This is a genomic window from Duganella kummerowiae (assembly GCF_053572355.1).
Window position 1 is genome coordinate 87241 of the sequence record NZ_JBKFEH010000004.1, and the last position, 15052, is coordinate 102292.

Here is a 15052-nt window from a genome sequence, read left to right on the forward strand (position 1 = left end):
ATAAAAAAAGCACCACATGACTGAACTAGCCTTGCCGCTACCTGCGGCCACCCGGGACGACATCCTGTTTGGCGCGCCGCGTGCCGATCTGCTGCGCGAAGAAATCCTGGCCGACCTGCTGGAGGCCACGGCGCGCCGTACTCCGGACCATCCGGCCCTGGTGTCGGGCGACCGCACCCTGAGCTACGCGGAACTGGACCGCCAGGCCGCCCTGGTGGCGGCGCGCCTGATCGCCGCCGGTGTCGGGCCGGGCCGTATCGTCGGCCTGTGGCTGCAGCGCGGCATAGACCAGCTGGTGCTGCAGGCCGGGATCGCCAAGGCCGGCGCGGCCTGGCTGCCGGTGGACGAGGACACCCCGGTCGAGCGCCTGCAGGTCTGCCTGGAGGACGCCAGCGCGGCCGGCGTGCTGACCAGCGCCGCCATGGCGCCGCGACTGGACGGCCTGGACTGCGCCGTGTGGACCGCCGACACCCTGCTGGCCGAACCGGCGCCGGACGAGGTCCTGGCCGTGCGCGGCCCGGTATCCCCGGACCAGCCGGCCTACGTGATCTACACCTCCGGCTCGACCGGCAAGCCGAAAGGCATCTTGATCTCGCAGCGCAGCATCTGCCACTTCCTGCGCAGCGAAAACGAGGTGCTGGGCGTGCAGGCCTTGGACAAGGTGTACCAGGGCTTCTCGGTGGCCTTCGACATGTCGTTCGAGGAAATCTGGATTTCCTACCTGGTCGGCGCCACCCTGTGGCTGGGGCCCAAGGACATCACGGGCGACCCGGAGGCGCTGCCGCGCGCGCTGGCCGACAACCACGTCACGGTGCTGCACGCCGTGCCCACCCTGCTGGCCCTGTTCGCGCAGGACGTGCCTACCCTGCGCATCATCAACCTGGGCGGCGAGATGTGTCCGGAATCCGTGGTCGAGCGCTGGTCCCATGCCGGGCGCCGGATGTTCAACACCTACGGTCCCACCGAGGCCACGGTGTCGGCCAGCCTGGCGCGCCTGAAGCCGGGCGTGCCCATCACCATCGGCACGCCGCTGCCCAACTACGGCCTGCTGGTGATCGACGTGGCCAGCTACGCCGCGCCCTCGGACGGCGCGCCGGCCCGCATGACGCTGCTGCCGCGCGGCGAAGTCGGCGAGCTGTGCATCACCGGTCCAGGCCTGGCGGCAGGCTACCTGGGCCGGCCCGACCTGACGGCGGAAAAATTCCTGCCCAATCCCTGGTCGTCCGGCCCGCACGACGCGCGCCTGTACCGCACCGGCGACCTGGCGCGCATCGGGGCCGATGGCGAGGTGGTGTGCCTGGGCCGCGCCGACGACCAGGTCAAGATACGCGGCTTCCGCGTGGAACTGGGCGAGATCGAAGCCCTGCTGGCGCAGCAGCCCGGCGTGGGCACGGTGGCGGTCCTGCTGCGCAAGGATGACGGCATCGACCAGCTGGTGGCCTACCTGGTGGCGGAAGGCGGCGGGGAACTGGACCCGCGCGCCCTGCGCCACGCCCTGGCTGAGAAGCTGCCGCCCTACATGGTCCCGGGCCGCTACGAGATGATGTCCGCCATGCCGCGCCTGACCTCGGGCAAGATAGACCGCAAGGCCCTCAAGGCCCTGCCGCTGGGCGCCCCGCCGCCCGGCAGCGCGGCCGATTCCGACCTGCCCGAAACGCCGGCCGAGGAAGTGCTGTTTGCCGCCCTGGCCACGCTGTTCCCGGGCCAGCCCATCCTGCGCCAGGCCGACTTTTTCTCCGACCTGGGCGGGCATTCCTTCTTTGCCGCGCGCCTGGCCTCGGCCCTGCGCGCCGATGCCCGCTACACCCACGTCACGGTGCGCGACATCTACCAGCAGCGCCAGGTCGGCAAGATCGCGCTGGCCATGGATGAAGGCGCGGTACAAGCGGCGCCGGAAGACCAGTGGACGCCGCCGCCGGCCTGGAAACGCTGGACTTGCGGCGCGGCCCAGGCGGCCGCCATGCCGGTGCTGGTCGGGCTGCGCATGGCGCAGTGGCTGGCGCCCTTCTTCACTTACCACTTCTTCACCGGCGACCCGGGCGACTCGGTGGCGCGCGCCATTGCCGCCTCGGTGGGCGTGTTCCTGCTGGCGACGCTGGCCGAATTCGGCATCGCCATTGCCGGCAAATGGCTGATCGCCGGACGCCTGCAGGCGGGCGACTACCCGCTGTGGGGCCTCACCTACTACCGCTGGTGGCTGGCCGACCGGCTGGTGGAAGCGGCGCCGGCCTATCTGCTGTCCGGCTCCTCGCTCAACAACTGGTGGCTGCGGGCGCTGGGCGCCAAAGTCGGCCATGACGTGGTGATCGGCTCCATGACCTTGCGCGCGCCCGACCTGCTGGAGATAGGCGACTACGCCAGCATAGGCAACGCCGCCAACTTCGAGAACGCCCGCGTCGAGCGCGGCCGTTTGCGGCTGGGCCGCATCGTGCTGGAGCGCGACGCCTGGGTCAGTTCCTACGCGATTTTGGAAGGCAATACCCATATCGGCGCGGCCGGCCACCTGGAAGGCCAGTCGGCTCTGCGCGACGGCGCCAGCGTGCCGCCGGGCCGGGTGTGGAGCGGCTCGCCCGCGCGCGACGCCGGCGCCTTCGATCCGCATGCGCTGCCGCCGCGCCCCGTGGTGGGCCATGGACGGCGTGCGGCCGAGGCCCTGTTCTTCGTGCTGGGCATCCTGGGCGTGGTCACCCTGTTCTTCATGCCGGTGTTCCCCAGCTTCGTGCTGATCGACTGGTTCGACGAAGCGGGCTGGCTGCCCTGGGTGCAGGGCGACAGCGCCAAAGTGCAGCTGCTGCGCTACTTCCTGCTGGCTTTCCCGGCCAGCGCGGTGCTGATCGTGCTGACCGCCCTGGTGTCGGCCGGGATACGCTGGAGCGCCCTGCCCCGCCTGCAGCCGGGCCGCTTTGCCGTGCACAGCAATACCTATTGCGCCAAGTGGCTGGTCAGCCAGATCCAGGAATCGAGCCTGAATGTCCTGCACGGCATCTACGCCACCGTGTACGCGCCGTTCTGGTACCGGCTGCTGGGCGCCAAGGTGGGCCGTGACGCCGAAATCTCCACCGCGCTGGGCGTGGTGCCCGACATGCTGACCCTGGGCGACGAAACCTTCATTGCCGACGCCGTCATGCTGGGCGACGAGGAAATCGACGGCGGCTGGATGACCATGCAGCCCACCGTGGTGTCGCACCGCAGCTTCGTCGGCAACGGCGCCTACATACCGGACGGCACCGTGCTGCCCGAGCACGTGCTGATCGGCGTGCACTCGCGGGCGCCGGACAACGCCCACATGAAACAGGGCGACACCTGGCTGGGCTCCCCGCCCATCAACCTGCCGGCGCGCGAGCAGACCAGCGGCTATCCGGAGTCGCTGACCTTCCGGCCCTCGCCGCTGCGGCGCATCGGCCGCGGGCTGGTAGAGGGGTTCCGCATCGTCGCGCCGCACGCGCTGGTGATCGCGGTCGGCTACACGCTGGTGCTGGACGTGATGCCGGCCGCCGGCGCCGGGCGCTGGGGCTATGTGGTGTCCACCCTGACGCTGGCCGGGCTGGTGTACGGGGTCGGCAATTTCTTCTTCGTGGCGGCGCTGAAATGGCTGCTGATCGGGCGCTACAAGAAGCAATCGGAGCCGATGTGGACGCCGTTCGTGTGGCTGTCCGAGGCGGTGACCAATCTGTACGAAGGCATCGCCGTGCCCAACTTCATGCGCTATCTGCGCGGCACGCCGTGGCTGCCGCTGGCCTTCAACCTGCTAGGCGCCCGCATCGGCAAGGGCGTCTACCTGGACACCACCGACATCACGGAATTCGACTGCGTGCACGTGGGCGAGCACAGCGAGTTGAACGCCCTCGCCTGCCCGCAAACCCATTTGTTCGAGGACCGCGTGATGAAGATAGACCACGTGGTGATCGGCAGCCGGGTCTACCTCGGGCCGCGCAGCGCGGTGCTGTACAGCGCCAGGGTGGGCGACAATGCGCGCCTGGGGCCGCTGACGCTGGTGATGAAGGGCGAGCACATCCCCGGCGGCGGACGCTGGAGCGGCCTGCCTGCCGCGCCGGAGCGCGCATGAGCCGCTTGCAACCGTCCGGCGAGCTGGTGGTGTGGCCGTGGCCGGGCATGCTGCCGGCGCCGCAGCGCGGCGTGTTCGTGATTGCCGTGCGCACCGACGGCCACACCCGGCGCGACCGCGCGCGCCTGCTGGTGCGCGAAGCGGTGCGTGAGGTGCTGGGCAGCCTGCTGGGCATCGCGTCCAGCAGCGTCAAGATACAGTCCACGCCGGGCGAGCCGCCGCGCATCCTGATACTGAGCACGCGCGACGTGCCGCCGGCGCCCGGCTGCTCGTTCACCCACGAAGCGGGCTTGTCGCTGGCGGCGGTCAACCTGTACGGCCCGGTGGGCGTGGACCTGATGAAAGTGCAGGACAGCCCCGACTGGCATCGCGTGGCGCGCGACTATCTGGGCCCCGAGATGGAGCAGGAACTGCTGGCCTGCCCGCCGGAGCGCCGCATGCAGACCTACGCCCAGGCCTGGACCGCCAACGAAGCGCGCCTCAAATGCCTGGGCCGCCAGCTGGCCGAATGGGACGCCGGCGCCGCCGCGCCGTCCGCCCCGCTGGAACTGCGCACGCTGCGCCTGGACCCCGGCCTGGCCGGCAGCTTGGTCCTGCCCGCCCAACGCCGCCTGTAAAACCCCCGCTATTCAGGCAAAGGCGGTGGCAACGATGCGGGTGGCGGCGGCGATCACGTCGCTGCGCGGCTCGCGCGCGCGTACCGGATGGGTCAGGTAAATCGCCACCACGATGGGCGCGCGGCCCGGTGGCCAGATCACGCCGACGTCGTTGACCGTGCCATAGTCGCCGGTGCCGGTCTTGTCCGCTACCTGCCAGCCAGCCGGCACGCCAGCGCGGATGCGCTCGTCGCCGGTCAGGTTGCCCAGCATCCAGCCTTTCAGCTGCTCGCGCTGCGCGTCGCCCAGCGCGTTTTCCACCAGCAGCCTGTGGACCGAGGCCATCATCGCTTGCGGCGTGGTGGTGTCGCGCAGGTCGCCGGGGATGGCGGAATTGAGCTCGGTTTCCCAGCGGTCCAGGCGGAACGCGCTGTCGCCGATGGAGCGGGCATAGGCCGTCACGGCGGATGGGCCGCCCACCATTTTCATCAGCAGGTTGGCGGCGCTGTTGTCGCTGCGCTGCAGGGCGGCGCGGCACAGTTCCGCCACGGTCATGCCTTCGCCCACATGCTGCTCGGTCACGGGCGACCAGTTCACCAGTTCGCCCTGGCCGTAGCGGATGCGGCGCGCCAGCAGGCTGGTGTCGAGAGCGCTGCGCTGCAGGACCTTGGCCGCCAGCATCATCTTGAAGGTGCTGCAGACGGGGAAATTCTCATCCGCGCGGTGCAGCAGGCGCGTACCGTCCGCCGTGTTCAGCGCCGCCACGCCCAGCCACCCGCCGCACGCTTCCTCCAGCGCAGCAAACTGCGCGACAGGTGCGTCGGCTTCCACGGCGCGGGCGAAGGGAGCGGCGGCCAGCGCCAGCAACAAGGCACGGCGGGTGTGAAAATGATTCATTATCGAAATCTTTACATGAGAAAACATTGCCATTTTAGCAGTCAATTTATGCAAAGAAAAGGAATGGCGACAGCAACCAGGCCAGGCGGGCGCGCCGCCGGCGCCGCACGTCCTATACTCTGGCCATGAGTACCGATACCATTCTGATTGCCGGCGCCGGGCCGACCGGCCTGATGCTCGCGATGCAACTGGCGCGCCGCGGGCTGGGCGTGCGCATCATAGACCAGAACCCGGGACCGGGGCGCGCCTCTCGCGCCATGGTGGTGCACGCGCGCACCCTGGAACTGTACCGGCAGCTGGGCCTGGCGGACGCCATCGTGGCGCAGGGCCTGCCCATCGTCCACATGCACCTGTGCGAAGGCGGCAAGGAACTGGCCCAACTGGCCTTGGGCGAGATCGGCGCCGGCCTCAGTCCCTATCCCTACGTGCTGGCCTATGCGCAGGATGAGCACGAGCGCTACCTGGTGGAGCAGCTGCGCGCCGCCGGCGTCGAGGTGGAATGGAACACCCGGCTGGACCGCCTGGTGGAACAGGATGGTGCCGTGCATTTCCGGCTGGAGCGCGGCGGCTTGGCGGAACAGGGCCAGGCGGCGTGGGTATGCGGCTGCGACGGCGTGCGCAGCCAGGTGCGCAGCCAGCTGGGACTGGACTTCGAGGGCGGCACCTACGAACACCTGTACTACGTGGCCGATGTGGACATCGGCCAGGACAACAGCGACCTGTACGTCAACCTCGGACCCGACTCCTTCGCACTGATGCTGCCGGTGCGCACACGCGGCATGCAGCGCCTGATCGGCATCATGCCGGCCGGCGCCGAAGGCAATCCTGAACCCACCTTCGAGGACGTGCGCGACAGCGCCGAGCCCCTGCTGGGCGTGCAGGTGCGCGCCGTCAACTGGTTTTCCACCTACCGCGTGCACCACCGCGTGGCCAGCCAGTTCCGCCAGGGCCGCTGCTTCCTGCTGGGCGACGCCGCCCACGTGCACAGCCCGGCCGGCGGCCAGGGCATGAACACCGGCCTGGGCGACGCCGTCAACCTGTCATGGAAGCTGGCGCAGGTGATGCAGGGCCGCGCCGCGCCCGCCATCCTGGACAGCTACCAGGCCGAACGCATGGCCTTCGCCCGCAAGCTGGTGGCCACCACAGACCGCGCCTTCCGCGCCATCGTGGCCCAGGGCGTGGGCGGCGAACTGCTGCGCGCCTGGCTGCTGCCGGGCGCCCTGCCCATGCTGGAGCACGTGGGCGCGGCGCGCCGCCTGCTGTTCAGGACCATCTCGCAAATCCAGCTCAACTACCACGAAGGGCCGCTGAGCGGCGGCCGCGCCGGCGAAGTGGTGGGCGGCGACCGCCTGCCCTGGGTGCGCAGCGGCGACAGCGACAACCACGCCGCGCTGGCGTCGCTGGACTGGCAGCTGCACATCTATGGCACCTTGAGCGAGAACTTGTACGGCGAGGCGCAGGCCCTCGGCGTGCCGCTTCAGCGCTACGCCTGGAGCCAGGCCGCCCACGATGCCGGGTTGCTGCGCGACGCCGCCTACCTGGTGCGTCCGGACGGCTACGTGGGCCTGTGCCTGCCGCGCCAGGAAGCCGGAGCCCTGCCCGAATACGCGGTACGCCACGGCCTGTGCTTAACGGCCGGCTGAGCAGGCGCTGCCCAGCCGGCCCCGCCTGCGCCCAGCCTGCGGGCTAGATGCGCAGCGCCGTGCCGCGCAGCTGCAGCCCCCGGTAGCGCCGGCGGTAGACCACGACCGCGCCCGCGGCCAGCAGCAAGCCGGCGATCAGCACCAGCATTTCCGAGCCGCCGCGCGCCACCGCTGGCACCCGGCTGGAGCGCATGGTGGCCGCCTCCAGGTGCTTGCCGGTGTACTTGGCGCCTATCACCAGCTCGGCGTCGTTGATGGCGTTCACCTCCCACAGGCTGTAGGCCGGATCGTGCACATACATGCGGCCGTCGCGGTAGACGAAGGCCTTGCGCCGCTCGCCCATCTGCACCGTGCCGGCCACGTGGCCGGCGGCGTTGATACCGGTGGCGTAGCTGTCGCCGAAGCCGACCAGCGCGCCGAGGTCGGCCATGCGGCCTTTTTCCCACACGAAGGCGTGCCAGCGCCGGTCCGGCATCTCGGAGGCGCCCACCACCACGCCGCTGTCGTTGATGGCGGTGGCGGCGCTGGAGCGTCCGCCCAGGGTGCCCAGGTCGCGCATGCCTTCGCCCTCGCGGTACAGGAAGGCGCGCCGGTAGCCGTCGGGCAGCGCGGCGGTGCCGACCACCACGCCGTCCGTATTGATGCCGCTGGCGTAGCTGATGTTGCCGCCCAGGGTGCCCAGGTCGCGCATGCCGCTTGCATCGTGCACGAAGGCGTGGAAGTCGCCGCCGGCCGTATCGGCAAAGCCGGCCACCTGGCCGCGCGCGTTGACCGCCGCGCCGTAGCTGCTGTCGCCGCCCAGGGTGCCGAGGTCGCGCATGCCCTCGCCGCGGCGCCAGGCGTAGGCGCGCCAGCGGCCGGCGCCATCCTGCGCCGCGCCCACCACCACGCCGTCGGCGTTGAGGGCGCGCGCATAGCCGTCGCTGCCGCCCAGCGTGCCCAGTTCCACCAGCTGGCGGTCGTACAGCACGGCGCGGCGGCGCCCGCTGTCCTCCGTGATGACGCCGGCCACCTGCCCGGCCGCGTTCACATCGGCGGCCACGCTGGATTCGCCGGGACGCTCGCCCAGGCCCGGCGAGTGCGGCGGCGCGGCGGCGGCGGATTGGCAGACGGCGTGGAAGATGGCGTACAGCAGCAAGGATTTCTTCAGCATGGCGGCATCCTTCATGGCAGGTGGACAAGGGAAACGGCAGGTTATCACATCACGATGCTAAACAAATCATCAACATCGCAGTACACTGTAAGTCCGTGCCTGCAAGGAGCCCCCCCATGCGTATCAAGACCGCCCTGCTGCTGGCCGCGGCCCTGGCCTGCGGCAGGGCGGCGGCATGCGAGCCGGTGCGGTTCGGCTATCCCGACCAGCATCGCCCGCCCTACTGGCTGGGCAATGGCCACGAGGTACCGGCCAGCCATCCCGGCGCCGGGGTCGAACTGCTGCGCCGCTTCGCGGCCAGCGCCGGCTGCAGCGCCGAGTTCGTGCGCCTGCCGGTGTTGCGCCTGCGGGCCATGCTGGCGGCCGGGGAAATCGACTTCCTGCCGCTCGACACCAGCGCACAGGATACGCCAGGCGTGGTATTCCCGCGCACCGGCAACGGCAGCCCCGATCCGGAACGGGCCACGCCCATGCTGGTGGTGGTGTGGTGCGGGCGGCCGACCGTCTCCGGCCGGACACCGACCCGCTGCCATTCTTCCAGAACCACCCTGTCGGACTGACCCTGGGCTCGCCCTATGCCGAGCGCCTGGCCAGGGCCGGGGTCCAGGTCGACAGCGGCGCCGCCGACGTGGCGCGCAATTTCGAGAAGTTGCGCCTGGGCCGGGTCGACGCTTTCGCGGTGTCGCTGGCGTGGGCTGGCGACATGGACGCCTATGTGGCCGCCCGCTACGGCAAGCAGTTCGTGCGGCTGGAAAAGCCGATGTTCGGCGACCATGTCTGGCTGGTCGCCAGCAAGGCTTACTATGACGCCCATCCGCAGCAGGTCGAAGCCATGTGGCGCTGGCTGGGCGGCGGCGGCAAGCGCCTGTTCTCGCAGCTGGTGCGCCAGTACCTCGACCCGCCGCCATAGTAGCTGTTTCAGGATAAAATGGCGGGCTACGCATCACGCACGAGCTTCATGAAAAAGTTGTTCATCTTCGCAGCGGCAGCGGCCGGTGTCGCCGGCCTGTTCTATATCAACCTGCAATCGGCAGGCGCCATCACGGTGACGGCCTATAACGGCAGCGGCAAGACCATACGCGAACTGGTGATACGCGTGACCGATACCTCCTATCCTGTCGGCGACATCGCGCCTGGCGCCTCGGCCACCGTCAAGGTGCGCCCCAGCGGCGATACCCGCGTCACCCTGGAAATAGACGGGCGCGTCCGCGCCATCCTCGACACCCCCATCGAACGCGGCAGCGAAGGCAGCATCGCGCTGGAGTTCACGCCATCGGGCGCCGTCAATTTCAGCACCAGCCTGAAGCCTGGCGGTGAGGTCTATTGAGGCCGATATTGACGTACTGCGCGCCGCGCGCTATGGTCGGCTTCCACCGATAGACCGATCAAGGATGCCATGAAACCTGCCACCCCTGGCCTGAGCCGGCGCGACCTGCTGCTGGCCACCCTGTCCACCGCCGCCGCAGCCACCCTGCCCGGCGCCGTACTGGCCGCCGTCAAACCCGCCACCGCGGACGACACCCGGCTGCACGCCCTGCTGGATGAATTCGCCGAAGAACTGCTGCGCCTGTCGCCGACCACGGCCACCTCGCTGGGCCTGGACTCGGGCCCGCGCGCAGGCCTCAAGTCGCAGCTGGACGACGTCTCCTTCACGGCCGACGAGCAATGGGCGGCACAGGTCAAGTCCATGCTGGCGCGCCTGCAGAAGATAGAACGCGGCGCTCTCACCGCGCGCGGGCAAATCCAGTACGACACGGTACGCTACTCGGCCAACGCCGGCATGGACGGCCTGCGCTTCCCGTTTGGCGGCGCCGCCGCCGGCTTCCACGGCGGCACCGCGCCCTTCCCCGTCACCCAGCAGGACGGCGCCATCACCAGCATCCCCGAATTCCTGGACTCGCAGCACATCATCAAGACAGGCGCCGACGCCGAGGCCTACCTGGCGCGCCTGGCCGCGCTGGGCAAGGTGCTGGACGACGAAACCGCCCGCATCGAAGCGCAGGCCGCCAAGGGCGTGCTGCCGCCCGACTTCATCGCCCGCACCGCGCTGGGCCAGCTGCGCGACTTCCGCAAGACGCCGGCGGCAGAACAGAAACTGGTGACCTCGGTGCGCGACCGCGCCGCCAAGCTGGGCCTGGCGGGCGACTGGGAAGGCCGCGCCGGCAAGCTGGTGGCCGGCAGCGTCTACCCGGCCCTGGAGCGGCAGATCGCGGCATTTGCCAAGGCCACCGAAAAAGCCACCGACGTGGCCGGCGTTCACCGCCTGCCGGACGGCGCCGCCTATTACGACTGGGCCCTGCGCCTGGGCACCTCGACCAACCGCAGCCCGCAGGAGATCCACGCCATCGGCCTGCAACAGAACAAGGAGCTGCAGTCGCGCATCGACGCCATCCTGAGGAAGCAGGGCCTGAGCCAGGGCACCGTGGGTGCGCGCATGACGGCGCTGTCCAAGGACCCGTCCCGCTTCTATGCCGACGACGACCAGGGCCGCGCCCAGCTGATCGCCTTCTGCAACGAGAAGATTGCCGCCATCCGCCAGCTGATGCCGCGCATCTCGCACCTGGACATGAAAGCCCCGCTGCAAATCAAGCGGGTGCCGCCCGACATCGAGGCCGGCGCGCCGCTCGGCTACATGAACTTCGCCTCGCTGGACGGCTCGCGCCCGGCCATCTATTACGTCAACCTGAAGTCCACCACGCTGTGGCCCAGGCACGAGCTGACCACCCTGACCGCCCACGAGGGGCTGCCCGGCCATGCCTGGCAGGGCGCCTACCTGGCCGAGCACCACGGCGAACTGCCGCTGATCTCATCCCTGGTCGGCTTCAACGCCTTCGTCGAGGGCTGGGCCCTGTATGCGGAACAGCTGGTCGATGAATTCGGACTGTACGCCAACGACCCGTTCAGCCAGGTCGGCTACCTGCAGGCGCAGCAGTTCCGCGCCTGCCGCCTGGTGGTGGACACCGGCATCCACGCGCTCAAGTGGAGCCGCGAGCAGGCCATCGAGTTCCTGGTCGAGAACACCGGGCGCGGCCGGCAGGCCATGACCAGCGAGATCGACCGCTACACGGTGTCGCCGGGCCAGGCCTGCGGCTACAAGATGGGCCACAACGAAATCCTGCGCCAGCGCCAGCGCGCCAAGGCCGTGCTGGGCGCGAAATTCGACCTGGCCGGCTTCAACGACGCCCTGGTCGCCAGCTGCGGGGTGCCGCTGGCGGTGCTGCCCACCGTGGTGGACCAGTACATCGGGCTGCGCCAGAAAGCCTGAAAACGCCGTTGACGGCGGGGCCGCTTCCCGGTTAAGCTAAAAAAGCGATATCGGGAGAGCCCCTGCCTCCCGGCACGGCGCCGAAGGAGCAACCGCCCCGGAATCTCTCAGGCCAACGGACCGATACCGCACAGTACACTCTGAAGAGCTGCCGGCGCCAGCGTCGCCCGGCACACCGAAGGAGCAAGCGCGCCGGCAATCGGGCGGCGCGTGAATCTCTCAGGTCCGGAACAGAGGGGGTGCCGCCGCGCATGTCGCACGGCGGCCATCCCCTTTGACGCGCCGGAGCTCCATCCCATGAAAACCATAGCCATCATCGGCGGCGGCATCACCGGCGTCACGACCGCCTACGCCCTCGCCAAACGCGGTTTCGACGTCACCCTGCTGGAACGCCACCGCTATCCCGCAATGGAAACCTCGTTTGCCAACGGCGGCCAGCTGTCGGCCTCCAATGCCGAAGTCTGGAACCACCGCTCCACCATCATCAAGGGCCTGAAGTGGATGCTGAAGAACGATGCGCCGCTGCTGGTCAACCCCAGGCCCGGCTGGCACAAGCTGTCCTGGTTCGCCGAATTCATCGCCAGCATCCCGCACTACGAGCGCAATACCGTCGCCACCGCGCGCCTGGCGGTGGCGGCGCGCCAGCACCTGTTCGACTGGGCCGCCAGCGAGGGCGTGCAGTTCGACCACCAGCGCGCGGGCATCCTGCACATCTACCGCGACCGGGCCGGTTTCGAGCACGCCGGCCAGGTCTCGCGCCTGCTGGCCGAAGGCGGCCTGGCGCGCCGCGCCGTCACCCCGGAAGAGATGCGCGCCATCGAGCCGGCGCTGGCCGGCACCTATTACGGCGGCTACTACACCGAGAGCGACAGCACCGGCGACATCCACAAGTTCACCAACGGCCTGGCGCAGGCGGCCCAGCGCCTGGGCATGCAGCTGCGCTGCGGCGCCGAAGTTCAACAGGTGCAGGCCGACGCGCGCGGCGCCCGCATCACGCTGCGCCAGGACGGCCTGGTCTCGCAGCTGGAGGCGGACGCGGTGGTGATATGCGCCGGCGTGGCCAGCCGCGCCCTGGCCGCCAGCCTGGGCGACCGCGTCAACATCTATCCGGTCAAAGGCTATTCGATCACGGTGCACCTGAACGACGCCGCCAGCCAGGCCGCCGCACCGAACGTCAGTCTGCTGGACGACGAGACCAAGCTGGTCACCAGCCGCCTGGGGCCGGACCGCTTCCGCGTGGCCGGCACGGCCGAATTCAACGGCTACAACCGCGACATCCGGGCCGACCGCATCCAGCCGCTGGTCGACTGGGTGCAGCAGTGCTTCCCCGGCGTGAACACGCGCGCCGTCACGCCCTGGGCCGGACTGCGGCCCATGATGCCGGACCTGATGCCGCGCGTGGGACGCGGCAGGCTGCCCACGGTGTTCTACAACACCGGCCACGGCCACCTGGGCTGGACCCTGTCGGCCGCCACCGCCGAGATCATCGCGCAGACCATGTCCACCGCGCTGCAGCCAGGCAGGGCCAGGGTGGTGGCCGGCGCTCTGGCCTGAGGGCCGCGAACGCGGGCGTGTCAGTACGGCGTCGGCACCGGCGTCAGCTGCACCGGCGCGCTGGCCTGGGGGCGCGGCAGCGCGGCCTGGCGCGCCACCAGCTGCTCGAATTCCGCCAGCGGCAGCGGACGTCCATACAGGTAGCCCTGATAGTGGTGGCAGCCGACCGCGTACAGGCGGCTGGCCTGGGTCTCGCTTTCCACTCCTTCCGCGATCACGTCCAGGCCCAGGCTGCGCGCCATGCCGGCAATGGTGGAAACGATGGCCTGGTCGCTGCTGTCGGTGGCCAGGTCGCGCACGAAGGACTGGTCGATCTTGAGCTGGTCCAGCGGCAGCTGCTTCAAGTACTGCAGCGAGGAGTAGCCGGTGCCGAAGTCGTCCAGCGAAAAACGGATGCCCTGCTGCTTGAGGCGCTCCATGGTGGCGACGGTCTCGCCGATGTTCTCCACCAGGATGCTCTCGGTCAGCTCCAGCTTGAGCAGGCCGCGCGGCACGTCGTGGCGGCGCAGGGCCTGCTCCACCTCCTCGGGGAAGCCGGACTGGTGGAACTGGCGCGCGCTGACGTTGATCGCCAGCACCAGGCCGCCCATGAGCGGATCGCCGCGCCAGGCGGCCAGCTGGGCGCAGGCCTGCTCCAGCACGAAGGCGCCGATCGGCAGTATCAGGCCGGTTTCCTCGGCCAGCGGAATGAACTCGGCCGGCGGCACGAAGCCGCCGCCCTCCCCCTGCGGCTTCTGCCAGCGCAGCAAGGCTTCCGCGCCCAGCGGACGGCCCTGGCGGTCGACCTGCACCTGGTAGTACAGCTGCAGCTGGTGCAAGTCCAGCGCACGGCGCAGCTGCTCCTCCATCTCGGCGCGGGCGTTGACGCTGTCCTGCATCTGCTGGTCGAAGAAGCGCATGGCATTGCGGCCGCCGCTCTTGGCCTGGTACATGGCGATATCGGCCTGGATCAGCAGTTCGTCCGGATCGCGGCGCGGATCGGAAAACAGCGTGATGCCGATGCTGGCCGTGCTGTGGCAAGCATGCTGGCCCAGCCGGAACGGCAGGTTGAGCGCGCCCAGGATCTTGGTGGCCACCACCTCGGCCTGGCCGGCGGCGGCCAGCGGCGCGCGGCTCAGGTCTTCCAGGATCACGACGAACTCGTCGCCGCCCAGGCGCGCCACGGTATCGTGCGCACGCACGCAGGCCTGGATGCGCTGCGCCACCTGCTGCAGCAGCAGGTCGCCGGTGTTGTGGCCCAGGGTATCGTTGAGCTGCTTGAAGTTGTCCAGGTCGATGAACATCAGCGCGCCCACGTGGTTGCTGCGCGCCAGCGCGGCCAGCGCCTGGCGCAGCCGGTCCTGCAGCAGGCGCCGGTTGGGCAGGCGGGTCAGCGGATCGTAGAAGGCCAGGCTGCGGATTTCCTCGGTGGCCTGCTTGCGCAGGGTGATGTCGGTCAGCTCGGCCACGTAGTGCGTGACTTCGCGCGCCTCCGGCGGCCCCGCATGGACGGCGCGGATATGCAGCTGCTCGGGATAGATTTCGCCATTCTTGCGGCGGTTCCAGATTTCCCCCTCCCAGTCGCCCTGCTCGCGCAGGGCGCTCCACATGTCCTGGTAGAAGGCGGCGTCGTGCCGTCCCGAGCTCAGCATGGAGGGGGTGCGGCCCAGCGCTTCTTCGCGGCTGTATCCGGTAATCGCGCTGAAGGCGCCGTTGACCCGTTCGATGATACCGTGCGCATCCGTGACCATCAGCCCGACGCTGGCTTCAAACACCACGGCGGCGATGCGCTGTTCGGATACGGAATCGGGACTACAATTCACATTTGTTAGGTGAGTCATAGACTGCTCTTACTTCCTTGATTAAACTACGGGGCAACTGTATTGATTTACATCAACA

At 69.4% G+C, this 15052-nt stretch carries 11 protein-coding genes and 2 riboswitches; of the genes, 8 read left to right on the forward strand and 3 right to left on the reverse strand.

Features of this window, described 5'->3' with window-relative positions; all coding sequences use genetic code 11:
- The first annotated feature begins 16 nt into the window (after nucleotides 1-16).
- A complete protein-coding gene (locus ACLB1G_RS03770) occupies nucleotides 17-4066 on the forward strand; it encodes a Pls/PosA family non-ribosomal peptide synthetase (protein WP_491625850.1) in 4050 nt (1349 codons plus the stop codon).
- Nucleotides 4063-4683 carry a 4'-phosphopantetheinyl transferase family protein gene (locus ACLB1G_RS03775; RefSeq protein ID WP_491625851.1) on the forward strand — a complete coding sequence of 207 codons (621 nt, stop codon included), beginning with the start codon at nucleotides 4063-4065 and terminating at the stop codon, nucleotides 4681-4683. Before ACLB1G_RS03770 ends, ACLB1G_RS03775 begins: the two co-directional genes overlap by 4 nt.
- 12 nt (nucleotides 4684-4695) lie before the next feature.
- On the opposite strand, the gene bla is transcribed toward ACLB1G_RS03775, so the two are convergent.
- Entirely contained in the window at nucleotides 4696-5559 is an 864-nt protein-coding gene (bla, locus tag ACLB1G_RS03780) for a class A beta-lactamase (RefSeq protein WP_491625852.1), read from the reverse strand.
- Between the two features lie 125 nt (nucleotides 5560-5684).
- Here bla and ACLB1G_RS03785 point away from each other — a divergent pair, with 125 nt between their 5' ends.
- Nucleotides 5685-7202, forward strand: coding sequence for an FAD-dependent monooxygenase (locus tag ACLB1G_RS03785; RefSeq protein WP_491625853.1), 1518 nt, complete (start codon nucleotides 5685-5687; stop codon nucleotides 7200-7202).
- A 43-nt stretch (nucleotides 7203-7245) separates the two neighbouring features.
- On the opposite strand, the gene ACLB1G_RS03790 is transcribed toward ACLB1G_RS03785, so the two are convergent.
- On the reverse strand, nucleotides 7246-8355 hold the full coding sequence (locus ACLB1G_RS03790; RefSeq protein ID WP_491625854.1) for an HAF repeat-containing protein: 1110 nt from the start codon (nucleotides 8353-8355) through the stop codon (nucleotides 7246-7248).
- Nucleotides 8356-8471: 116 nt separating this feature from the next.
- Between ACLB1G_RS03790 and ACLB1G_RS03795 the strand changes: the two genes are divergently transcribed.
- From ACLB1G_RS03795 to ACLB1G_RS03815, 5 genes are all read left to right on the forward strand, one after another.
- Nucleotides 8472-8915, forward strand: coding sequence for a hypothetical protein (locus ACLB1G_RS03795; RefSeq protein ID WP_491625855.1), 444 nt, complete (start codon nucleotides 8472-8474; stop codon nucleotides 8913-8915).
- Entirely contained in the window at nucleotides 8843-9265 is a 423-nt protein-coding gene (locus tag ACLB1G_RS03800; RefSeq protein ID WP_491625856.1) for a hypothetical protein, read from the forward strand. The genes ACLB1G_RS03795 and ACLB1G_RS03800 overlap by 73 nt, the downstream gene beginning before the upstream one ends.
- A 48-nt stretch (nucleotides 9266-9313) precedes the next feature.
- Nucleotides 9314-9682: a hypothetical protein gene (locus tag ACLB1G_RS03805; RefSeq protein WP_491625857.1), complete on the forward strand. Its 369-nt coding sequence runs from the start codon at nucleotides 9314-9316 to the stop codon at nucleotides 9680-9682.
- 69 nt (nucleotides 9683-9751) lie between these two features.
- A complete protein-coding gene (locus ACLB1G_RS03810) occupies nucleotides 9752-11620 on the forward strand; it encodes a DUF885 domain-containing protein (RefSeq protein ID WP_491625858.1) in 1869 nt (622 codons plus the stop codon).
- Between the two features lie 41 nt (nucleotides 11621-11661).
- Nucleotides 11662-11753: riboswitch (glycine riboswitch) on the forward strand.
- Nucleotides 11754-11864, forward strand: a riboswitch (glycine riboswitch).
- A gap of 23 nt (nucleotides 11865-11887) precedes the next feature.
- Entirely contained in the window at nucleotides 11888-13174 is a 1287-nt protein-coding gene (locus tag ACLB1G_RS03815; protein WP_491626025.1) for a D-amino acid dehydrogenase, read from the forward strand.
- Between the two features lie 20 nt (nucleotides 13175-13194).
- On the opposite strand, the gene ACLB1G_RS03820 is transcribed toward ACLB1G_RS03815, so the two are convergent.
- Nucleotides 13195-14976, reverse strand: a complete 1782-nt coding sequence (locus tag ACLB1G_RS03820) for a putative bifunctional diguanylate cyclase/phosphodiesterase (RefSeq protein ID WP_491625859.1) — start codon at nucleotides 14974-14976, stop codon at nucleotides 13195-13197.
- Nucleotides 14977-15052: the final 76 nt, after the last annotated feature.

What these genes read in the sequence shown, in the direction of transcription:
- bla (WP_491625852.1), bottom strand. Translation starts at nt 5,559, where the DNA reads ATGAATCATTTTCACACCCGCCGTGCCTTGTTGCTGGCGCTGGCCGCC.
- ACLB1G_RS03770 (WP_491625850.1), top strand. Translation starts at nt 17, where the DNA reads ATGACTGAACTAGCCTTGCCGCTACCTGCGGCCACCCGGGACGACATC.
- ACLB1G_RS03785 (WP_491625853.1), top strand. Translation starts at nt 5,685, where the DNA reads ATGAGTACCGATACCATTCTGATTGCCGGCGCCGGGCCGACCGGCCTG.
- ACLB1G_RS03805 (WP_491625857.1), top strand. Translation starts at nt 9,314, where the DNA reads ATGAAAAAGTTGTTCATCTTCGCAGCGGCAGCGGCCGGTGTCGCCGGC.
- ACLB1G_RS03790 (WP_491625854.1), bottom strand. Translation starts at nt 8,355, where the DNA reads ATGCTGAAGAAATCCTTGCTGCTGTACGCCATCTTCCACGCCGTCTGC.
- ACLB1G_RS03810 (WP_491625858.1), top strand. Translation starts at nt 9,752, where the DNA reads ATGAAACCTGCCACCCCTGGCCTGAGCCGGCGCGACCTGCTGCTGGCC.
- ACLB1G_RS03775 (WP_491625851.1), top strand. Translation starts at nt 4,063, where the DNA reads ATGAGCCGCTTGCAACCGTCCGGCGAGCTGGTGGTGTGGCCGTGGCCG.
- ACLB1G_RS03795 (WP_491625855.1), top strand. Translation starts at nt 8,472, where the DNA reads ATGCGTATCAAGACCGCCCTGCTGCTGGCCGCGGCCCTGGCCTGCGGC.